We start from the raw sequence: 20,173 nt of genomic DNA, 5'->3' as shown, positions 1-20,173 counted from the left end.
CGGCCGTCGTGCGGCCGTCCCGCTCGTAGCGAAGCTGGCCCGGCGGATCGCCGGGCAGCCCGCGTTGGGCGGCTGGACGGGGCCGAGTTGGCGCCCGGGCCCGAGGTGCGCACGGACGACGAACTGCTCGACTGCATCCGCAAGACGCACAACACCGTCCACCACCCGTCCTGCACCGTGAAGACGGGGGCGGACGACGATCCATCCGCGCCCTTGGACGCGCGGTTGCGGGTCAAGGGGGTGCAGGGACTGCGGGTCGGCCATGCCCGACCTCGTCACCGTCAATCCCTGCATCACGACCATGATGATCGGCGAGAAGCGCGCGGATCTCCTGGGGGAGGACGCCTCACGCTCATGACACGGGGCGTTTGTACATCCTGGTCGCCGTGATCTCGCTGTGGACCGCCTCCCCCGCCTGGGCTTGCTGCGGCAGGCCCGGGCGGAGGTGTTCCTCGACGCTGATGTACTTGAGGCCGGCCCTCAGGTCGGCGTCGTTGCGCATGCGGATGACCAGGGGGAATTCGGCCAGCGCGGTGGTGTCGAACAGGCCCGTGGTGTACAGGAGCTGCACACCGAGGGCGTCCGACACCGCCCGCTGGAGTTCCAGCAGGTACGTGGCGTTGGCGCGGCCGATGGGGTTGTCGAGGAACAGCGTGCCGGCGTGCCGATGCTTGTCGCGGCCCCGGTCGTTGGACCGCAGCGCGGCCATCGTGCAGTAGAGCGCGATGGCGGCGGTGAGGAGCTGGCCGCCGGAGAAGACGTCGCCCATCTGCCCGACGGGGACGCGCTCGGCGCGCAGCACGGCGTCGGGCTTGAGGATCTCGACGGCGACGCCCTTGGGCTCCAGCGCCGCCGCGACACCGCGAAGCAGCAGGGACATGCCGTCACGCCGCAGGTCGGAGTTCTTCTTGACGGCGGCACGGGTCGCCTCGTCGATGACCTCGCCGAGCCGCTCGGTGAGGGTGGCCTGGTCGGGCTCCTCGAAGCGGATGCGGAGGAACTCCTGCCCGGACCACTCGCCGAGGCCCTCCGGGAGCCGGGAGAGCCGCTGGGCGGAGCGCAGGGTGGCCAGGGCCGACTCGACCAGGCCGCGCAGGCGGTCCACGATCGAGTCGCGGTTGCGCTCCAGCTGCTCCAGCTCGTCGGTCAGGACGCGGAGCCGGGGCGCGAAGGCGTCCGCCCACTTCTGGGCGTGCTCGGGCAGCGCGGAGGCGGGCAGTTCCCGGATCTGCTGGCGAGCCGGGGTGCGGACCTGCTCGTAGCGCGTGGAGTTGGCGTGCCGGACGAGGATGTCGCTCGCCTCACGGACGGCGGCCTCGGCAGCGGACAGGTCGGCGGCGCAGCCACGCAGAGAGCGGCGGGCCTCGGCAGCCGACTGCCGGGCCTCCTCCGTGCTGCCGGGGTAGGGCTCGGGCTCCTCGTGCTCCTCGTCCGTGGTGTGTTCGCGCAGCAGGTCCCGGAGCATGGCGGCGATCTCGTCGAAGCCGCTCGCCGCGTCCTCGGCGGCGCGGTGGGCGGCGAGGAGTTCGGCATGCACCTCGCGCGCCCGGTTCAGCGCCTCGGTGTGGGAGGCGAGTTCGGTCGTGGCGGTGCGCAACAGGGTCTGCGCGTGCTCGGCGTCGCGCGGCTGGAGGTCCTCGGGCAGATCGGTGTGTGTCGCGCCGTCGCCTGCGGGGGCGAGGCGTTCGGCCTCGCCGCGGAAGCGCCCCAGCTGCTCGCTCGCGGTGGACATCCGGGTCTCCAGGAGCTGCACCAGCTCCTCGGCGCGGGCGGCGGCGGCCTGGCGGCTGGGTCCGTCGGAGCCGTCGGGGGATTCGAGGAGCTGCTCCGCGCGGGTGCGGACCTTGTTGCTCAACCGATCCAGCTCCGCGCGGGCCGCGCTCTCGTCGCTCTCGGCACGGGCCTGCTCGGCGCGCAGGTCGGCGCCCACGCCGACCTTCTCGTACAGCTGGGACGCGGCCCGGTAGGCCTCGCGCAGGGCCGGCAGGGAGGCCTTGGGGGCCTGGTCCTCGTCCTCGGGTACGTCGTCGGGGGCGCCCGCGATCTCGGAGCGCTCGGCGCGCAGCGCGCGGGCGGTACGGCGGGTGTCGTCGGCGCCGCGCTGGGCGGCGCGCCGGTCCTCGTCCGCGGCCCGGGCCCGCTCCAGGCAGGACTGGGCGCTCGCCTCGGACTCGGCGGCCTCGTCGGCCAGTTCGCGCAGTTTGGCCTGCCAGCCGGCCCGTTCGCGCAGCCGGAAGGCGAGCCCGGCCAGGGCGTCTGCGGAGCGGCGGGCCTTCTGGGCGGCCTCCTGCCGCTCGTCCCGGACGTGAGCGGCCTCGGCGGCGACCTCGTCGGCCTCGGCCCGTACCGTCCGGGCCTCGGCCAGTTCGGCCTCCGACTCCTCGGCGAACGCGCGGCTGTCGTGGGCCGCCCGGGCCAGTTCGGTCAGCCGGCCGGCGGGGCAGCCGGTGCGCCAGGAGGCGAGCCGGGCGGCCAGTTCGCGGTCCTTGCCGAGCCGGGCGGCGAGGGTGCGGATCTCCTCGTCCCGCTCGGTGGCCCGGGCGCGCAGCGCCTGCCGCTCCTCGTCGGCGGCGTGCTCGTCGTGCATGGCCGGGTTCGGCGGCACGAGGAACACGTCGCCGCTGTCGGAGTCCGGGGCGGGCGTCGGGGCGAGCAGGGCGGCGGCGGTGCCGACCGCCACGGCGGAACGGGGCAGCAGGGCCGCGTCTCCCAGCGCCTCCCGGGCGCGTGCGTGGGAGTCGGGGTCGGTGATGATCACGCCGTCGACGAGTTCGGGCCGGGCGGCCAGCACGCGCGCGTGGTCGGCCGGGTCGACGGCCTGGGCGAGGTAGCGCCAGCCGGGCAGCGCGGGGATGCCGTGCTCGCCGAGGAACTCGACGGTGGCCAGCACGTCCGGGCCGGGCGGGAGCAGCCCGCCGTCCCCGAGCGCGCCGAGGATGCGGGAGTCGTCGGCGGCGGCCGTGCGCAGGTCGAACAGTTGCCGCTCGGCGGAGGAGACGGCGTCGTCGAGCAGGTCGCGCAGGTCGTCGGCGAAGCGGTCGAGTTCCTCCGGGGTGAGGCCCTCCTCGCCGGAGGCGGGGGGTGCGACGGGCCCGCTGTCGGTGCCGTGGCGGGGTTGCGGGATGCCCGGGCGGGCCTCCGGGGGCAGGCTGAGCAGTTCCGCCAGCCGCTCCTCGCGCGCCAGTGCCTCGGCGGTGCGGCGCTCGGCCTCGTACGACCGCTCCGCCGCCGTGGCAGCGTCGGCCGCGCGGGCCGCGGTCAGTTCGGCGCGGCTCTCGGTGGAAGCGGCTTCGCGAGCGTGCTCCGAGGCCCGGCGGGACGCCTCGCGGGCGGCGTCCCAGGCCGCGACGGCGGTCTTCTCGGCGTCGCTGGCGGCCAGGGCCGCGCGGGCCGGGTCGGCGTCGGGCGCGGAGTCGTCGAGCCAGCCGGCCCGGACCGCCTCGGCGGTCTCCTGTTCGACCTCGGCGAGGCGCTGCTTTAGGTGGCCGATCTCGCTGCGGGCGCGCTGGGCCTGGGTGGCGGCCGCGGTGGAGTCGCGGTAGGCCGCGTCGCTGACCTCCTGGAGGGCGGCGGAGCGCTCCTCCTCCTCGTTGGCGTGGCTCTCCGCCTTCTCCGCGGCCGCGTGCAGGGCCCCCACGAGGTCGACGGCGGCCTTGGAGCGGGCGGCCAGGGCGGGGGCGGCGTCCCGCTCGGCCTCCTGGATGGCCGCGGAGACGCGGGTGACGCGGTCGGAGGCGGCGCGGTGGCGCAGCACGGCCTCGGCGGCCTGCCACGCCGAGTACAGCGTGCGGGCGTCGGCGAGCTCGCGCTTCTGCGCGGCGGCTGACTTCTCGGCCCCGGCGAGCGCGAGCGAGGCGTGCCGGTAGGCGAGTTCGGCGGAGATCAGCGCGCTGCGCTCGCGGGCCGCCTCGGCGTGCGTGACGGCGTAGGCGGCGGCGGTGACCCGCTGGGCCAGGTCTGCGGCCCGGATCCGCTCCTGCACGCCGCGCGCGGACAGTCTGCGGGCCAGGGTCCGGGTACGGCGCTCGGCTCCGGCATGGATGTCACGCGCGCGGGAGCGAGCCTCGGCGGCCTCGACGATCCGCCCGAGGAGGTCGACGGACCCGGCGGTGAAGTCGCGTTCGGCGATCAGTTCGGCGCGTCGGCCCAGCTTGTTGCCGAAGCCGCTGACCAGGTCGGCGAGCCCGTCGGTGTCGCGGGTGTCGGTGACGGCGCGCAGCAGCAGGTCGGTGAAGTCGGCGTCCTTCTTGACCGCGAAGAGGCCGGCTGCCTCGCCCTCGTCGGCGTTCATCTCGCGCTGGTAGCGGAAGAGTTCGGGGTCGAGGCCGAGGTCGCCGAGATGCTCGATCCAGCGGTCGTGAGTCTCCTCCCAGTGCACCTCCAGGTGCGGGTAGGTCTTGCCCGCCTCGGTGAGGGCGTCGCGGAAGCCCTTCATGGTGCGGCGCCGCCCGCGCGCAGTGGACTGGCCCTCGACCGGGGCCCGTACGGCGGTGGACTCCGCCACCGGGAGTCCGTCCAGGCTGAGTCCGGGCCCGGGCCGGAAGGAGTACCAGGCCTCGGCGAACTTCCGCGGGTCGTTGGAGACCTGCCGTCCGCGCCACTCGCTGACCTTGCCGACGACGACGCACTCGCCGGTCAGCACGTGCTGCCACTCCAGCGCCACGTGCCCGCAGTCGTCGGCCAGGAGGAACTTGCGCAGCACGCCGGAGCTGGCGCCGCCCAGGGTGTTGCGGTGGCCCGGCAGCATCACGGAGAAGATCAGCTTGAGCAGCACCGACTTGCCGCCGCCGTTCTCCAGGAAGAGCACACCCGCGGGGGCGGGCCGGCGTGGCGGGCCGACCGGCTCCTCCTCGAAGAACTCCGCCTGCGTGGGCGCGGGGTCGGGCACGATCTCGCCCACCCCCCGCAGGTCAAGCACGGTGTCGGCGTAGCGCGCACCGGCGGGCCCGATCGAGTAGAGGCGGACCCGGGACAGCTCGTACATGGCGGACTCTCGTAAGTCTTCGTGAGATGGGGAGTTCAGGAGGAGTGGAACGGCAGCCCGGCGTCGGCGACCAGCTCCAGGTCGTCGCTCTCCTCGGCGGGCAGCAGCGTCGGCGTGCCGTCGGTGACCGGGACGACGCCCAGCTCCAGCAGCTCGGCCATGGCGGCGCTGCCGGCCATGTCGCGGACCTGGAGCTGGTAGCGGGCGGTGGTGCGGTAGGTGCCGCCGTGGTCGTCGCCGGTGCGCTGCAGGAATCCGGAGTCGGTGAGGAAGGCGACGGCCTTGGCGACGATGCCGGTGGTCGAACCGGCCAGGCGGCGGGCGTCCTTGGTGGCACCGGTCGCGCTGCGCCGCACCCAGATCCGCCAGGCGGCCTCCAGGCCGGGTGCGTCGGTCGCCGGGTCGGTGTTCTCGCCCTGCTCGTCGGCCCGCTCCTCCAGGCGGCGGCAGGCCTGGCGCACGAAGGCGTCCACGCCGTTGACCGAGACGCGGCCGATGTAGCCGTCGTCGGCGAGGTCCTCGGGGCGCGGGAACGCCATGGCGGCGACGGCGAGGTGGGCGAGCCCGTGCAGGAACCGGTCGCCGCCGTCGGCGGACGTACGACGCGCGTAGTCGCCCATGCGGACGGCGAACACCGAGTCCTCGGCGGCGGTCACGGCCATGCCCGCGCGCGGGGACACCTCCAGCACGATCAGCCCGAGCCCGGTCGCCACGGCGTCGGCGAGCCGCGCGAAGGCCGGGTCCTCGCGGTACCGCCGCAGCAGGTCCGCGTACTCCTGGTCACGGGCGGGCTGCAGTTTGGGCTGCAGGCCGAACGACACGAGCCGAGCCGCGTCGGCGGCGTCCGCGGGAGTGACGGCGGCGCCGGCCGGGGTCGCCGGTCCGTCCGGCTCGCTCCACTCGACATGCTCGCTCACGGTCGGGACTCCTTGTGCCACTCGTACTGACTCATGCTGCTTCCGTCCGGTCCGCCGCCATCCCCGCCGCGTCCAGCAGTGCGGTACCGACGATCAGGTCCGCCCCGCCGAACTCCGGGTCGTCGAGCTCGGTCCCGTCGTCCACGGCGAACAGCAGCTTCTGCTCGCCCTGGCGATAGGCCGTGCCGACCGGCGGGCTGGCGGCGTGCACCGCCAGCAGGGCGACCAGGTACGGCAGCTCGGGGTCCTGCCGCCGGGCCTGTGCCAGCAGCCCCGACAACCGGCGCGGCGCGTCCGCCGGCAGGTCGAGGAGTTCCTGCGCCGCCGCCATCTGCTCCTCGCTGAACCGGCTGTCGTCCGGCGTGGCGATCAGGTCCGGCTCGGGCATCTCCGCACCCAGGTGCTCCCGTTCCACCGGCGGCGTCAGCAGTATGTCGACCAGGTCGCCGACCCGGACGGACACCGGTGTGCGCAGCCCGGTGCCGCGGCCGAAGAAGGCGTCGGTGACGCGGACGGCCTGCTCCAGCGGCAGCGGGAGGACGGGCGAGACGAGATGCCCGTAGAGGTCCAGCCCGGACGTGGTCATCGGCGTGGCGAAGGCCTGCCGGTCCTGCTCGGCGCGGAACAGCGGTCCGGCCTCCAGCAGCCGGGACTGCAACTGTGTGTGCCGGCGGATGCAGTCCTTGACGATGTCGACGAGCTCGGCGGCGCGGCGCTTCTGCTCCGGGTCCTCGGACTCGTCCCGTGCCTTGCGGATGTTGGTGAGGATCGCGTTCTCGTGGCGGTAGCGGTCGGCGACGTGCTCCAGCGCCTCGGCGATCATGTCGGGCACGGCGGAGAGCCAGTCCACCGCGCGCACGTTGCGCCGGGTGGCGTCCAGGGCGCGGCGCAGGGTCTCGGAGTACTGCACGGTGCGGTAGCGGGCCTGTTCGGCCGCGAGCTGGGCGTCGGCGAGCCGACCGCGGCTGATCAGCACCTCGAGCTTGACCTCGGCGGCGATCTGTGCGCTGGTGACGTCCGTGTCGAGGGCGCCGACGAGGACGTTGACCGCCTCGTCCGTCGTACGGAGGTAGACCGTGCCGCCGGGGCCCGGGACCTCCTCGATCAGCTTGAAGTCGTAGTCGCGGCGCACATAGGTGCCGTCCGCGCCGAACGTGCCGTACACCGCGCGGAAGCCGCGGTCGACGCTGCCGACGTTGATCAGGTTCTCCAGGACCCAGCGGGCCACCCGCTCGTGCTCGGCGGCGGGCCGCTGCGGGGCCTGGGCGGCGATGCGCGGGATGAGCCGGGCCACGATCTGGTCGTGGTCCGCGCCCGTGTCGAAGTCCATGTTGAGGGTGACCAGGTCGATGGCCGCGAGGGCGACCTCCGCCATGCCGTACACCGAGTACTCGCCGGCCAGGTTGGCCTTGCGCACGTCCAGGTCGTGCAACGGCGCGGTGCAGGCGAGCGCGCGCAGGCGCCGCGCCAGGCCCTCGTCGGCGGCCGGCCCCGGGGCGGGGCGCGGCCCCGCGCTGAGCTGGGGCGGAACGCTGTCCGTCGATGCAGGCGAAGTCACGGTGCACAGACTAGGTCCTGGGTCTGACAACAACCCAAACGACGCGGTACGCCCCCCGGACCGCAGCCCTCAGCCGCCCCCGCCCATCCCTCGGCCGCCGCCCTCAGCCGCCCCCGCCAACTCCCTGAACACCGCCCTCAGCCGCCCTCGCCGACCCCCTGAACGCCGCCCTCAGCCGTCCTCGCCGACCCGCCGCCGGTACACCTCGACCACGCGTTCCAGCGAGTCGTCGAGGTACCCGGCGAGCAGGCGCTCGGCCTCCTCACGGTCCCCGCCCTGAAGAGCCGCGAGAATCGCGACATTTCGTGCGATGTACGGCTCGTGCAGCCGCTGCGGCTCGTCCACCACATGGAAGGCCAGCCGCAGTTCGGCGAAGACGCTCCGCATCAGCTCGGCGGTGCGCTCGCTCGCGGCGAGGGCGACCAGTTCCCGGTGGAAGTGGATGTTCGCGGTTCCCACCGCTTTCCAGTCACCTTCCCGGGCCGCGGTCCGCCCCTCCTCGACCGCCCCGGCGAGCCCGTCCAGGCCGTACGGCGGCTCGCCGAGACCGCGGACGACGGCACACTCGACGAGCCGCCGGGTGCGGTAGATGTCCTCGACGTCCTCCACGGTCAGGACCCGGACGAAGACGCCCCGGTTCAGCTCGTGGACGAGCAGGCGCTCGTGCGTGAGCAGCCGGAACGCCTCGCGCAGGGTGTTGCGGGAGACGCCGAGCGCGCCGCCGATGCTGTCCTCCGACAGGCGGGTCCCGGGCGGGAAGTAGCCCTCGGCGATGCGGCTCCTGAGGATGTCCGAGACCCGTTCCGCGGTGCTGGTGCGTCCCAGGAGAGCCCGGTCGTCGGCGAGGTCCTTCAGCTGCTCTGCCATGCCGGAATTCAATCGCAGATCACAAAAACGAACCAACATGGGTATTGAGGGATCGTTGAACAATCCTCTACGGTGCTACGCACAGCGTCGCGGCGGCGGGGTCGCTTTCCCCACCGCTTTCCCCACCGCGGCGCCGACCGCCTCCGTACGGCACGGCTCACCCCGAAGCACCCTCCGTCCTCCCTCTGCGAGGTGCCCATGAGCACGACCCCTCCACCGCAGGCCCAGATCGACGACCCACGCCCCGCGACCACCGAACCCACCTCGGACGACGGGGCGTTCGGCTGGCTGCGCGCCCTTGGCCCGCGCGGCCGACGCGCCTTCACCGGCGCCTTCGGCGGCTATGCCCTGGACTCGTACGACTACTTCACGCTGCCGCTGAGCATGGTCGCGCTGTCCGCCTACTTCGGCCTGAACAGCGGCCAGACCGGTCTCTTCACCACGGTCACGCTGGTGGTCTCCGCCGTCGGCGGCGCCCTAGCGGGCGTACTGGCGGACCGCGTCGGCCGGGTGCGGGCCCTGATGGTCACGGTGATCACCTACGCGGTGTTCACCGTCGCCTGCGGTTTCGCGCCCAACTACGAGACCCTGCTGGTCTTCCGCGCCCTCCAGGGCCTCGGTTTCGGCGGCGAGTGGGCGGTCGGCGCGATTCTGGTCGCCGAGTACGCGAGCGCCAAGCACCGGGGCCGCACGCTCGGCGCGATCCAGAGCTCCTGGGCCGTGGGCTGGGGCCTCGCCGTGATCGTCTACACCCTGGTCTTCTCGGTGGCCGGCGACGACCTGGCCTGGCGCATCATGTTCTGGACCGGGGCGCTGCCCGCGCTGCTCGTCATCTGGCTGCGGCGCAGTGTGCACGACGCCCCCGAGGCGGCCGCGGCGCGTGAACAGAGCGCGGAGAAGGGCTCGTTCACGGCGATCTTCAAGCCGGGCCTGCTGCGGATCACCCTCTTCGCGGGACTGCTCTCCACCGGTGTCCAGGGCGGCTACTACACGCTGGCCACCTGGGTGCCGACGTATCTGAAGTCCGAGCGTGACCTGTCGGTCGTCGGCACCGGCGGCTATCTGACGTTCCTCATATCGGGCGCCTTCATCGGCTACCTGACCGGCGGCTACCTCACCGACAAGCTGGGCCGGCGGCGCAACATCTGGCTCTTCGCCCTGCTGTCGGCGCTCTGCATCCTGGCGTACGCGAACATCCCGAGCGGCGCCAACACCCTGCTCCTGATGCTCGGTTTCCCGCTCGGGTTCTGCATGTCGGCGATCTTCAGCGGCTTCGGGTCCTACCTGAGCGAGCTGTACCCGACGGCGGTGCGCGGGACGGGGCAGGGCTTCACGTACAACACCGGCCGCGCGGTGGGCGCCGTGTTCCCGACGATGGTCGGGTTCCTGGCCGACAGCTGGGGCGTCGGCGGCGCCCTGGTCTTCGGCGCGATCGGCTACGGCATCGCGGCCCTGGCCCTGCTCGGGCTGCCGGAGACGCGCGGGAAGGAACTCACGTGAACAACACGGGCACCGGCACCGAGGACCGTCCGGTGGTCCTCGTCGACGAGGACGCACGCGCGTGGAGCCCCGGAACGGCCCGCTCCCGCTTCCGGGAGGGTCTGACGGGTCCGACGGCCGGAGTCGCGGCGGGCCACACCCAGGTCAACCTGATCTCGGTGCCCGCCGACTGGGCCTACGACATGCTGCTGTTCTGCCAGCGCAATCCCAAGCCCTGCCCGGTCCTCGACGTCACGGACGCCGGCTCCTGGACGACCGTGCTGGCCGAGGGCGCGGACCTGCGCACCGACCTGCCGCGCTACCGGGTGTGGCGGGACGGCGAGCTGGTGGACGAGCCGACGGACGTGCGCGCCCACTGGCGCAACGACCTGGTGTCGTTCCTCATCGGGTGCAGCTTCACCTTCGAGTGGGCGCTGGGCGAGGCGGGCGTCCCGATCCGCCACGTCGAGCAGGGCCGCAACGTCCCGATGTACGTGACCAGTCGGCAGTGCCGTCCGGCGGGGCGGCTGCACGGGCCCCTCGTGGTGTCCATGCGGCCGGTGCCGCCCCGGCAGCTGGCGGCGGCGATCCGGGAGAGCAGCCTCATGCCGGCGGTGCACGGCAGCCCGGTGCACTGCGGCGATCCCGCGGGCCTCGGCATCGACGACCTCGGCAGCCCCGACTTCGGGGACCCGGTGGACGCCGAGCCGGACGACATACCGGTGTTCTGGGCCTGCGGAGTGACCCCGCAGGCGGCCGTGATGGCCTCGCGTCCGCCGTTCGCCCTCACGCACGCCCCGGGGCAGATGTTCCTCACCGACGCCCGCGACGAGCAGTACCGCGTGGCCTGACAGGAGACACGGCACATGACCTCGATCGACCTGAACGCCGACCTCGGCGAGGGCTTCGGCCGCTGGCGGCTCACCGACGACGAACGGCTGCTGTCCGTCGTCACCAGCGCCAACGTGGCATGCGGCTTCCACGCCGGGGACGCGGTCACGATGCGCCGGGTGTGCGAGCTGGCGGCCGAGCGCGGCGTCCGGATCGGCGCCCAGGTGTCCTACCGGGACCTGGCCGGGTTCGGGCGGCGCGCGATGGACGTGCCGCCCGCCGAGCTGGCGGCCGAAGTCGCCTACCAGATCGGCGCCCTGGAGGTCTTCGCCCGGGCGGCCGGCGCCCGCGTCGCCTACGTCAAACCGCACGGCGCGCTCTACAACCGGGTGGTGCACGACGAGGAGCAGGCCGCCGCGGTCGTCGACGGCGTGCTCCTCGCGGACGCCGCGCTGCCCGTCCTCGGACTGCCCGGCTCACGCCTGCTGGAGCTGGCCGGGAAGGCCGGACTGCCGGTCGTCGCCGAGGCGTTCGCGGACCGGGCGTACACCGACGCGGGCACCCTGGTGCCGCGCACCCTGGAGGGCGCCGTGGTCACCGACCCCGACGCCGTCGTGGAGCGCTCGCTGGGCCTGGCCCGTTCCGGTGAGGTCGTCTCCCACACGGGGACGCGCATCGAGGTGCGCGCGCGGTCCCTGTGCCTGCACGGCGACACCCCGGGCGCGGTGGACCTGGCCCGCCGGGTGCGCGAGCGCCTGGCGGCCTCCGGGGTCCGGGTGGAGGCCTTCGCATGAAGGTGCTGCCCGTCGGCGAGGACGCCCTGCTCGTCGAGGTGTCCTCGGGAGACGAAGCGCAAGCGCTGCACGCGGAGCTGCTGCGACGCCGCGCGGAGGGCTCCCTCTCGGCCCGTGAGATCGTGCCCGCGGCACGCACGGTCCTCCTCGACGGCCTCGACTCCCCCGCGCGGCTGGCCGCCGAACTGACCGCAGCCGACCTGCCGCCCGCTCCCCCACGCGCGCGTGACGTCGTGGAGATCCCGGTGCGCTACGACGGCCCGGACCTGGCCGACGTCGCCGCCCACTGGGGCGTGCCGGAGAGGGAGGTCGCCCGCATCCACGGTGCCACCGAGTTCCGGGTCGCCTTCTGCGGCTTCGCACCCGGCTTCGGCTACCTCACCGGCCTGCCACCGCGCTACGACGTCCCGCGCCGGGCCACTCCGCGCACGGCCGTCCCGGCGGGGTCGGTCGCCCTGGCGGGCCCGTACACGGGCGTGTACCCGCGCTCGTCGCCGGGCGGCTGGCAGCTGATCGGCACGACGGACGCCGTGCTGTGGGACCACGCACGCGTGCCGGCCGCGCTGCTGTCGCCGGGCACGCGCGTGCGGTTCGTGCCCGGGGCGGGGTCATGACGGACCGCGCCCTCGCCGTCGTCCGGGCCGGGGCCCTCACCACCGTGCAGGACGCGGGCCGCCCCGGACACGCCCACCTCGGCGTCCCCCGCTCCGGGGCGCTGGACCGGACCGCCGCGGACCTCGTCAACCGGCTCGTCGGCAATGCGCCCGCGGCGGCCGTGCTGGAGACGACCCTCGACGGCTGTGCCGTACGCCCCCGTTCGGCCGTCACGGTGGCGGTGGCGGGCGCGCCCTGCCGGGTCACGGTGGACGGACGTCCCGTCGCCTGGGGCGCGCCGGTGCGCGTTCCCGCCGGGGCGCTGCTGGACGTCGGTCCCGCGGTGTCGGGCCTGCGCGCTTACGTGGGAGTCTCCGGGGGCATCGCGGTCGAGCCGGTGCTCGGCAGCCGGTCGACGGATCTGCTGTCGGGGCTCGGTCCGGCCCCTCTCGCGGTCGGCACGGTGCTGCCCCTGGGACGGCCGTCCGGCGTGCACGCGCGCGTGGACGTCGCCCCGCAGCCGGCGCCACCGGCCGAGCTGGTGCTGCGGGTGACTCTCGGCCCGCGCGACGGCTGGTTCACACCGGAGTCCGTACGCACCTTCCTCTCCCGCTTCTACCGGGTGTCCTCCGCAAGCAACCGCATCGGGCTGCGCACGGAGGGACCCGCGCTGGAGCGGGCCCGGCCGGGCGAACTCGCCAGTGAGGGCATGGTGCTGGGTGCCGTGCAGGTCCCGCCGGACGGCAGGCCGGTGGTGTTCCTGGCCGACCATCCGACCACCGGGGGCTACCCGGTGATCGCCGTGGTCCGCGCCGCCGACCTCCCGGCCGCAGCGCAGGCGGTCCCCGGCACACCGGTCCGCTTCGTGGCGGTACGACGCCGCTGAACCGTTCGGACCGGTCACCGCTGACCGGTCGGCGTCGCCGACAGGGCGGCGGACACCGCGGCCGAGGCCCTCAGGTCGAGCCGGGCGCTCGGACACGAGGTGGGGCTTCGGGTCCAGCGCGGTGGGCAGCCGCCGTTCCAGCACTTCCCGGTCTGTGAGCCGCTCACCGCGAGATTGGTGAACCCGGCCGGCTCCTCGGCGAGCCCGTCGGCGAGCAACGCGGCCCAGCCGCGCCACACCCGTCCCCGGCGGGGTCCCCACGCCCTCGGTGAGCGAGTCCCCGAGGGCCACGAACCGCAGGGGCCCGCCGGACCCGCCCGGGCCCCTCGGGCCGCGGGGGTCTCATGCCACGCCCCCGGGCACGAACGGCCGGACCGGACGCACGGGTACGGCCGCGTCGTGCGCGGCGAGAAACGCGTCGACCGCCGCGTCCCAGCCGAAGCATTCCGCACGCGCGCGTGCCGCCTCGCGCCGGTCCGCCTCCAGGCGTTCCAGCAGCTGGTCCACGGCGTCCGCGAAGGCCTCCCCGTGGTCCGCGGCGACGGCTCCGGCGGAGCCGATCACCTCCGACAGTGCGGACGAGGCGCTGGCCACCACGGGCGTGCCGCAGGCCATGGACTCCAGCGCGGCGAGTCCGAAGGTCTCGGCGGGCCCCGGCGCCAGGGCCATGTCGGCGGAGGCCTGGAGCGCGCCGAGCAGCCCGCGGTCGGAGACGTGCCCGAGGAAGGTGACCGGCAGGCCGCTCTCGCGCGTCCGCTGTTCGAGCCGGGAGCGCAGCGGGCCGTCCCCGGCCACCACCAGCACGGCCCGCCGTCCGCGCCGCCGCAGCGCCTCCAGGGCGTCCAGCGCCGTGCCGGGCCGCTTCTCCACGGACAGCCGGGAGCACATCACGAGCAGCGTCTCGTCCTCGCGCGCGTGCCGGGCCCGTACCCGCGGATCGCGCAGCGCCGGGTGCCGCTGCGCCAGGTCGACGCCGAGCGGCGCCCGGACGACGTTGCGGGCCCCGATCCGCACGAACTCCCGCTCGGCGAACTCGGTGGTGCACACCACGCGCGAGTAGCTGTGGGCCGTACGGACGTTGAGGGCGTCGGCGGCGCGCCGGGCGGCTGTCTCGGGCACGCCCCAGGTGCGCAGCACTCCGTCGGCCGTCTCGTGGGAGACCATCACGGACGGGACCCGGGCGCGCCGTGCCCACCTGCCGGTCCACCTCAGGGTCGTGCGGTCGGACACCTCCAGCCGGTCCGGTGCGAGCTCCTCCAGGAGCCGCGCCACCCGGCGCTTGTCGGCGAGGACGCGATAGCCGCCGGTGCCGGGCAGCAGCGGTCCGGGGAGGGTGATCACCCTCCCCTGCTCGGTCTCGCGGTCGCTCCTGCGCTCCCCGGGGATCACGAGGACGGGTTCGTGTCCCGCCGCCTTGAAGCCCTTGCCCAGCTCGCGCAGCGCGGTGCGCAGTCCGCCGGACGAGGGGGCGACGAAGTTGGCGAGCCGGACGATCCGCAGCGCCTGACGGCCGCTGCCGGGGCGGGAGTCGCTCATGCCGCCACCGCCGTCCGGCGCCCGGCGAGCACCTCGGTGTAGTGCCCGATCAGCCGGTCGCCGACGGCCGCCCAGGTGCGGCCCTCGACCGTGCCGCGTCCGGCGGCACCGAAGGCGGCTCGCCGCCCGGGATCGACGGCCAGGGACCGCACCGCGTCCCGGACCGCGGTCGCGTCGCGCGGCGGCACGAGCAGCCCGGTGCGCTCGTGGGCGACCAGGTCCAGCGGTCCGCCCGCGGCGGGCGCCACCACCGGCAGGCCGCTGGCCATCGCCTCCTGGACCGTCTGGCAGAAGGTCTCGAAGGGGCCCGTGTGCGCGAAGACGTCGAACGAGGCGAAGACCCGGGCGAGGTCGTCACCGGTGCGCCGGCCGAGGAAGACGGCGCCGGGCAGCGCCTGTTCCAGGCCGGGTCGGCTGGGGCCGTCGCCGACGATCACGACCCGGACGCCCTCCAGGCCGCAGACACCGGCGAGGAGTTCGACCTGCTTCTCGGGGGCGAGCCGGCCGACGTAGCCGACGATCAGCTCGCCGTTCGGGGCGAGTTCGCGGCGCAGGGCCTCGTCGCGCCGGTCGGGCCGGAAGCGCTCGGTGTCCACGCCGCGCGGCCACAGCTCGACCCGGGGCACTCCGTGGGTCTCCAGATCGTGCAGGGCGGCGCTGGACGGGGCGAGAGTGAGGTCGGCGGCGCCGTGCACGGAGCGGATGCGCCGCCAGGCGGCGGCCTCCCCGGCGCCCATGTAGGTGCGGGCGTAGCCGGCCAGGTCGGTCTGGTAGACGGCGACGGCGGGGATGCCGAGACGGGCGGCCGCGGCCATGCCCCGTACGCCGAGGACGAAGGGGCTGGCGAGGTGGACCACCTCGGCACGGTGCTCGACCAGGGTGGCGGCCAGACGGCGGCTGGGGAGGGCGACGCGAACCTGGGGGTAGCCGGGGAGCGGGAGGGAGGGGACGTGGACGACGGGGCACGGCGCAGAGCCGTCGGGCCTGTGCCCGGGCGCGGGAGCCGGTGCGACGACGACGGGGGCGTGACCGCGATCGACGAGGTGCCGGGCGGTCTGGAGCGCGCAGTGGGCCACGCCGTTCACGTCGGGGGGAAAGGATTCGGTCACGATGACGACACGCATACCGGTGTTGTCGCCGTGCCGGACGTGGCCGCGTCAACGTGGATCTTTACGGACGAGGAACGTCCCATGAGCGTTCTGAGGCGCACCCGCGCAGGTCAGGCGGTGTCCATGGCCTCCTGACCCGCTGGTCGTCCCGCGTTCACCCGGACGGCGCGAACGCGCCCCGGCGTCCCGTCCGGGAGGGGGGTCACACAGCGGTCTCCTCGGGACCGATGCGGCTGCGTACGGCCGTCTGCACCTCGGCCTCCTCGGCCGGGTCGGCGGCGAGGCGGCGCAGGCGCTCGACGACGCGGGCGTCTCCCGTCTCGGCGTGCCGGGCGGCGATCTCCCGGGTGGTCTCCTCGCAGTCCCACAGGCATTCGACGGCGAAGCCGGTCGCGAAGGAGGGGTCGGTGGCGGCGAGGGCCCGGGCGGCCCGGCCGCGCAGATGGGATGAGGCGGTCTCGCGGTAGACGTGGCGGAGCACGGGAGCCGCGCAGGCGATGCCGAGCCGTCCGGTGCCGTCCACGAGGGTCCACAGGGTCGGCGCGTCGGGGCCCTCCCCCCGTACGGCCTCCCGCACCGCGGCGAGGACCAGGTCACGGTCCTGGACTCCGCCCCGGCAGGCGAGGACGCGCCCGGCGGCGGCGCCCAGCGCGTCGGGCCGCCGGGCCCAGCCGCGCGCCCGGTCCACCGCGGCCGCCGAACGCATCCGTTCGAAGGCGTCGACGGCGGCGTCCACGACGAGCGTCGAGCCGGTGGCCACGGCGCCCTCGATGAGATCGAGGGCCTCGGGATCATTGCCGTCGGCGAGGTACCTGAGGGCCGTGCACCGGGCTCCGTCGATGCCGTCCCGCGCCGCCCGGACGATCTCGGCCCGGTCCTCGGGGCCCGCCACGGCGGTGAGACAGCGGGCGGCCGGCACATGGAGGGCGGCGCCCCGCTCGATGCCCTGCTGGGCCCATTCGAAGACGGCTTGCACGCTCCACCCCGGGCGGGGGCCGGACGGTCGCATCTGCCGCTGCCAGCGGTCGAAACAGCCCGTCTCGTGGGCTGCACGCACGCGTGCGGCGACGGATTCGCGCGGATCCTCGGCCCACAGCCGCCAGGGCCGGGGCTCGAAGGCGTCCCGGACGGTGGCGGCCAGCTCGGCATCACCCTCCGGGTCGGCCGGAAACCGGGCGAGGACGGGTGCGGCGAGGGCGCGCAGGCCCGCGTCGTCGTCCCGGAGGGCCAGTTCGTCGAGGGCCCAGGCCCAGTTGGAGCCGTGGGCGGCGTACCTGCGCAGCAGTTCGAGCGCGTCCCGTCTGCCGTAGGAGGCGAGGTGCCCGAGGACGGCGAGGGCGAGCCCGGTGCGTGACTCGTCGCCGTCGAGGACGTCCTCGGCGCAGAAGAGATGGGCCTCGACCTCGTCCAGTTCGCCGTTGAGGTCGAGGAAGAGGCGGGCGTAGTAGAGGGAGCGGTTCTCCACCTGCCAGTCGTGGCGGGGATCGCGCAGCACACAGTGGTTCAGCGCCGCCAGCGCCTCGGGGCGCGGGGCGGTGAGCGCGTGCAGCGTGCCGTCGCCGCGGCCCCGCTGGAGCAGGCCGAGCAGCGTACCGCTGGGCGCTATGACCGGATCGAACATGGGAAACAGCCTCACATCAAGCGTCGACGCAACCGGGGACGTGTACTACCTGGCCGCGCGACAACACGTCGGAGTGCCCGCCGTTTCCTGCTTGCTGTAGACCATCTTCCTCTGCCTCTCGTCGGTGGCCCCTGCGGACCGCGTCACGGCCCGCGCGGTGCGGCAACACCTGCCCAACCATCACGTCCGTGAACCACGTCGTCATGATGACTCGGCACTCTCGTCTGCCGCGACCGAAATTTCGGCGGCCCTGTACCGCCTCCCCCGTTTTCCGTGTCTTTGCTGGTCAGACCTGTCGGTTCAGTGCTCGCCGAACAGTTCGAGCAATTCCGTCCGGCCGAACATCCGGGCGGTGTCGACCGCCGAGGGCGTGCCGGCGGACGGGTCGGCGCCGCCTTCGAGGAGGGCCTTGATCACGTCCGATTCGCCCTTGAAGACCGCTCCGGCGAGCGGGGTCTGGCCCCGGTCGTTGATCCGGTCGGCCTCGGCGCCGCGCTCGAGCAGCGCGCGCACCGCGTCGGAGTGGCCGTGGTAGGCGGCGAGCATCACGAGCGAGTCGCCCCGGTCGTTGGTGAGGTTGGCCGGGACACCCGCGTCGACGTACGCCACGAGCGCCTCGGTCTGTCCCCGCCGGGCCAGATCGAAGATCTTGGTCGCCAGCTCCACGACCTCGGGGTCGGGGACTTCGGTCATCGGGCGGACCGCCTCTCCACTACGCATCGTCTTCGGTGTACGCCTGCGAAGGGCGCAGCCGTACGAGTGAATCGCCAGGGTACTGGCTCGCGCGGCACATGACCCGATGTGCCCGAGGTAAAGATCAGCACAGACCCGGACAAGCGCAACAGCCCGGCTCCACCGGGCCCGGGACCACTCCGCCACTCGGGGGAAATCGTCCGACTTTCACCCAGTTGCACCTTTTATCGTATGGATACATCCTGTGAGCCTGGAAGTACTCATGGTGACTGTCCCCGCGAACCAGGAGAACTCAAATGATCCTCTCCATCTCAGGCGTGGTCCTGCTCGGCATCGTCGTCTTCATCTTCTTCCGCAAGGACGGACTGAAGGCGTCGCATGCCGTGGTCGCCATGCTGTTCGGCTTCTATCTGGCGAGTACGGCCATCGCCCCGAGCATCAAGGCCGGCGGCGAGAGCCTCGCGAGCCTCCTCGGCGGAATCAAGTTCTGACGACCTCGTTCCCCGTACGCATCCCGCCCGTACGCACTCCCTGGAGGCAGTAGTGGCCCGCCGCCCCCTCCCCCGCATTCTGAGCAACGGCAGCGCGCAGCTCGCCCGGAGCCGGGAGCTGGCCCGGACGGCCGCCGACAGCGCCACGGACGTCCTCCACCCGCTGATCACGATCACGCGGGGTCTGCGCCGGCTGGCAGCGGCCGGGCGGCGCAGATGGGCCGAGACCCCCAAGGAGAGACGGGGGGCGCTGCTGTTCCTGGTGGCCTCCGTGGTCCTGGTCGTGGCGCTGGTGCCGTACGGACCGCTGCTCGCCGCCATCACCCTGATGGCGGCGGCGGCCTGGCAGGGCCGGGACCGCTCTCCGACGGCGTCCGACGGGCCCGACGAGTCGCAGAGCCAGCGGCTGAAGTCGCTGTACGAGGCGCTCGTGCCGTACTTCTCCGCCGCTGAGGACCCCGAGCCGCTGTACTCCCACGGCGGCGCGTGGGACAAGGCGTTCCCCACCTACGCGTTCGACGGCGGTGGCCGGATCTCGCAGCTGGTGGTCCGCTACCCGGCGTATTTCACCGACGGCGAGGCCGAGGCCCGCGCCCGGATCGAGCACCTCCTCGCGGCCAAGTCGGGCCGGGGCCGCGAATACCACTTCACGTGGGACGAGGAGGGCAACCAGTTGACGGTCGGCGTGCTCCCGCCGCTGCCCGTCGACATCGCCGCCCAGCGTTTCGTCACCACCCCCGGCGAGACGGTCCTCGGCTTCACCGACCCCACCCGGGTCCAGCGCACTCTCCCCCTCACCCACGGGGAGAAGCAGCGGGACGTGCCGCCGGTCGTCTGGCGCACGGGCCTGCGTTCCACCGAGCCGCACCTGCTGGCGCTCGGCCGGCCGGGCAGCGGCACCTCCACCCTGCTGCGGTCCATCGCCCTGCAGGCCCTGCTCCACGGCGACGTGGTGATCGTCGACGGCGGGGGCACCGGCGAGTACGCCTGTCTGACCGGCCGGGACGGCGTCCTGGCCGTGGAGGCCGGGCTGGCCGGGGTCACGGCCAGTCTGGAGTGGGCGGCGACCGAGACGGAGCGCCGTCTCATCGCCGCGAACCAGGCGCACCAGGCGGGCGATCCGCCGCCCGACGACACCAAGCGCCCGCTGTGGATCCTCCTCGACCGTCCGACGGCGTTCACCCATCTGGCCGCGACCGACAGCCGCAAGGATCCGCAGCTCCTCCTCCAGGTCCCCCTCCGTCACGGCCGCCCGGCGAACGTGACGGTGGTCGTGGCCGACCAGTTGGACAGCATGGACGCCCTCAGCGAGCCGGTACGCCAGCACACCCGCGCCCGCGTGGTCCTGGGCCCCGCGACGGCGGACCAGCTCGAGTCGATCCTGGGCGCACCCCCGCACACGACACCGATCGACGAGCTTCCCCCGGGCCGCGGCTACGCCCGGCTGGGCAACGGCCCGGTCCACCGCCTCCAGGTCCCCGCCACCCCGAACCCCTACGACGACGCCACGCCCGACGCCCTGTGCGAGGCGGTTCTGGACCTTCTGCCGCCGCGCACGACCCCCGCGGACGGGGAGACCATCCCGGAGCAGGACCAGTCGGAGGGCGAGCCGGGGAGTGCGCCGGCGGAGGAAGAACCGGAATCGGTGCGGGTGGCCGAGGAGGAACCGGAATCACGCCCGGACGCGGCCCCCGCCCTGGCCGAGGAGCCCCTGCCGAACCCGGTACCGGTCCTGACCAAGGAGACGTAGCGACGCACGCCCATGGCCGCCGGGAACGCACACCCCGGCGGCCACAACACTCCCCGCGCCCCT

General features: G+C 74.1%; 15 protein-coding genes and 2 pseudogenes. 8 read left to right on the top strand and 9 right to left on the bottom strand.

Going from position 1 to position 20,173, the window contains the following annotated elements; translation table 11 throughout:
• Positions 1-31: 31 nt before the first annotated feature.
• A pseudogene (locus BJ965_RS32395) lies at positions 32-358 on the top strand (GMC oxidoreductase); the annotation flags it as partial.
• Here BJ965_RS32395 and BJ965_RS32390 read toward each other — a convergent pair.
• The 4 genes from BJ965_RS32390 to BJ965_RS32375 form a co-directional block, all read right to left on the bottom strand.
• Complete coding sequence (locus BJ965_RS32390) at positions 353-4,984, bottom strand: hypothetical protein (RefSeq protein WP_184913697.1); 4,632 nt, start codon at positions 4,982-4,984, stop codon at positions 353-355. The pseudogene BJ965_RS32395 and the gene BJ965_RS32390 overlap by 6 nt on opposite strands.
• 35 nt (positions 4,985-5,019) lie before the next feature.
• The gene (locus tag BJ965_RS32385; RefSeq protein WP_184913695.1) at positions 5,020-5,901 is read right to left on the bottom strand and encodes a hypothetical protein; all 882 of its coding nucleotides are present in this window, start codon (positions 5,899-5,901) and stop codon (positions 5,020-5,022) included.
• 31 nt (positions 5,902-5,932) lie between these two features.
• Positions 5,933-7,459 carry a hypothetical protein gene (locus BJ965_RS32380; protein ID WP_184913693.1) on the bottom strand — a complete coding sequence of 509 codons (1,527 nt, stop codon included), beginning with the start codon at positions 7,457-7,459 and terminating at the stop codon, positions 5,933-5,935.
• Between the two features lie 171 nt (positions 7,460-7,630).
• On the bottom strand, positions 7,631-8,326 hold the full coding sequence (locus BJ965_RS32375; protein WP_184913690.1) for a GntR family transcriptional regulator: 696 nt from the start codon (positions 8,324-8,326) through the stop codon (positions 7,631-7,633).
• 198 nt (positions 8,327-8,524) lie between these two features.
• Here BJ965_RS32375 and BJ965_RS32370 point away from each other — a divergent pair, with 198 nt between their 5' ends.
• From BJ965_RS32370 to BJ965_RS32350, 5 genes are read left to right on the top strand one after another with little or no spacing between them, the layout of a single operon-like run.
• The gene (locus tag BJ965_RS32370; protein ID WP_184913688.1) at positions 8,525-9,826 is read left to right on the top strand and encodes an MFS transporter; all 1,302 of its coding nucleotides are present in this window, start codon (positions 8,525-8,527) and stop codon (positions 9,824-9,826) included.
• Entirely contained in the window at positions 9,823-10,656 is an 834-nt protein-coding gene (locus BJ965_RS32365; protein ID WP_184913686.1) for a putative hydro-lyase, read from the top strand. Before BJ965_RS32370 ends, BJ965_RS32365 begins: the two co-directional genes overlap by 4 nt.
• A 15-nt stretch (positions 10,657-10,671) precedes the next feature.
• Positions 10,672-11,430 (top strand): LamB/YcsF family protein, encoded by a 759-nt coding sequence (locus BJ965_RS32360; protein ID WP_184913684.1) that lies wholly within the window; start codon positions 10,672-10,674, stop codon positions 11,428-11,430.
• Positions 11,427-12,044: a 5-oxoprolinase subunit B family protein gene (locus BJ965_RS32355; protein WP_184913683.1), complete on the top strand. Its 618-nt coding sequence runs from the start codon at positions 11,427-11,429 to the stop codon at positions 12,042-12,044. Before BJ965_RS32360 ends, BJ965_RS32355 begins: the two co-directional genes overlap by 4 nt.
• The gene (locus BJ965_RS32350) at positions 12,041-12,910 is read left to right on the top strand and encodes a 5-oxoprolinase subunit C family protein (protein WP_184913680.1); all 870 of its coding nucleotides are present in this window, start codon (positions 12,041-12,043) and stop codon (positions 12,908-12,910) included. Before BJ965_RS32355 ends, BJ965_RS32350 begins: the two co-directional genes overlap by 4 nt.
• A 90-nt stretch (positions 12,911-13,000) precedes the next feature.
• Here BJ965_RS32350 and BJ965_RS32345 read toward each other — a convergent pair.
• From BJ965_RS32345 to BJ965_RS32325, 5 genes and pseudogenes are all read right to left on the bottom strand, one after another.
• A pseudogene (locus tag BJ965_RS32345) lies at positions 13,001-13,210 on the bottom strand (GDSL-type esterase/lipase family protein); the annotation flags it as partial.
• Positions 13,211-13,252: 42 nt separating this feature from the next.
• A complete protein-coding gene (locus BJ965_RS32340) occupies positions 13,253-14,446 on the bottom strand; it encodes a glycosyltransferase (protein ID WP_184913678.1) in 1,194 nt (397 codons plus the stop codon).
• Positions 14,443-15,570 (bottom strand): glycosyltransferase family 4 protein, encoded by a 1,128-nt coding sequence (locus BJ965_RS32335; protein ID WP_184913676.1) that lies wholly within the window; start codon positions 15,568-15,570, stop codon positions 14,443-14,445. The genes BJ965_RS32340 and BJ965_RS32335 overlap by 4 nt, the downstream gene beginning before the upstream one ends.
• A gap of 187 nt (positions 15,571-15,757) precedes the next feature.
• Complete coding sequence (locus BJ965_RS32330) at positions 15,758-17,176, bottom strand: hypothetical protein (RefSeq protein WP_030843339.1); 1,419 nt, start codon at positions 17,174-17,176, stop codon at positions 15,758-15,760.
• 300 nt (positions 17,177-17,476) lie between these two features.
• The gene (locus tag BJ965_RS32325; protein WP_062925708.1) at positions 17,477-17,869 is read right to left on the bottom strand and encodes an ankyrin repeat domain-containing protein; all 393 of its coding nucleotides are present in this window, start codon (positions 17,867-17,869) and stop codon (positions 17,477-17,479) included.
• A gap of 296 nt (positions 17,870-18,165) precedes the next feature.
• Here BJ965_RS32325 and BJ965_RS32320 point away from each other — a divergent pair, with 296 nt between their 5' ends.
• Complete coding sequence (locus BJ965_RS32320) at positions 18,166-18,360, top strand: hypothetical protein (protein ID WP_030843336.1); 195 nt, start codon at positions 18,166-18,168, stop codon at positions 18,358-18,360.
• A 52-nt stretch (positions 18,361-18,412) separates the two neighbouring features.
• Positions 18,413-20,110 carry a hypothetical protein gene (locus BJ965_RS32315; protein ID WP_313667377.1) on the top strand — a complete coding sequence of 566 codons (1,698 nt, stop codon included), beginning with the start codon at positions 18,413-18,415 and terminating at the stop codon, positions 20,108-20,110.
• Positions 20,111-20,173 lie beyond the last annotated feature (63 nt).

The organism is Streptomyces luteogriseus, assembly GCF_014205055.1.
GTDB lineage: Bacteria > Actinomycetota > Actinomycetes > Streptomycetales > Streptomycetaceae > Streptomyces > Streptomyces luteogriseus.
Note: the sequence above shows the minus strand (reverse complement) of the source record. Positions and strands in the feature narration are given on the sequence as shown.

Coding starts and splice junctions, on each gene's coding strand:
- BJ965_RS32390 (WP_184913697.1), bottom strand. CDS start 4,984: ATGTACGAGCTGTCCCGGGTCCGCCTCTACTCGATCGGGCCCGCCGGT.
- BJ965_RS32360 (WP_184913684.1), top strand. CDS start 10,672: ATGACCTCGATCGACCTGAACGCCGACCTCGGCGAGGGCTTCGGCCGC.
- BJ965_RS32320 (WP_030843336.1), top strand. CDS start 18,166: ATGATCCTCTCCATCTCAGGCGTGGTCCTGCTCGGCATCGTCGTCTTC.
- BJ965_RS32335 (WP_184913676.1), bottom strand. CDS start 15,570: ATGCGTGTCGTCATCGTGACCGAATCCTTTCCCCCCGACGTGAACGGC.
- BJ965_RS32350 (WP_184913680.1), top strand. CDS start 12,041: ATGACGGACCGCGCCCTCGCCGTCGTCCGGGCCGGGGCCCTCACCACC.
- BJ965_RS32355 (WP_184913683.1), top strand. CDS start 11,427: ATGAAGGTGCTGCCCGTCGGCGAGGACGCCCTGCTCGTCGAGGTGTCC.
- BJ965_RS32370 (WP_184913688.1), top strand. CDS start 8,525: ATGAGCACGACCCCTCCACCGCAGGCCCAGATCGACGACCCACGCCCC.
- BJ965_RS32375 (WP_184913690.1), bottom strand. CDS start 8,326: ATGGCAGAGCAGCTGAAGGACCTCGCCGACGACCGGGCTCTCCTGGGA.
- BJ965_RS32330 (WP_030843339.1), bottom strand. CDS start 17,176: ATGTTCGATCCGGTCATAGCGCCCAGCGGTACGCTGCTCGGCCTGCTC.
- BJ965_RS32340 (WP_184913678.1), bottom strand. CDS start 14,446: ATGAGCGACTCCCGCCCCGGCAGCGGCCGTCAGGCGCTGCGGATCGTC.
- BJ965_RS32325 (WP_062925708.1), bottom strand. CDS start 17,869: ATGACCGAAGTCCCCGACCCCGAGGTCGTGGAGCTGGCGACCAAGATC.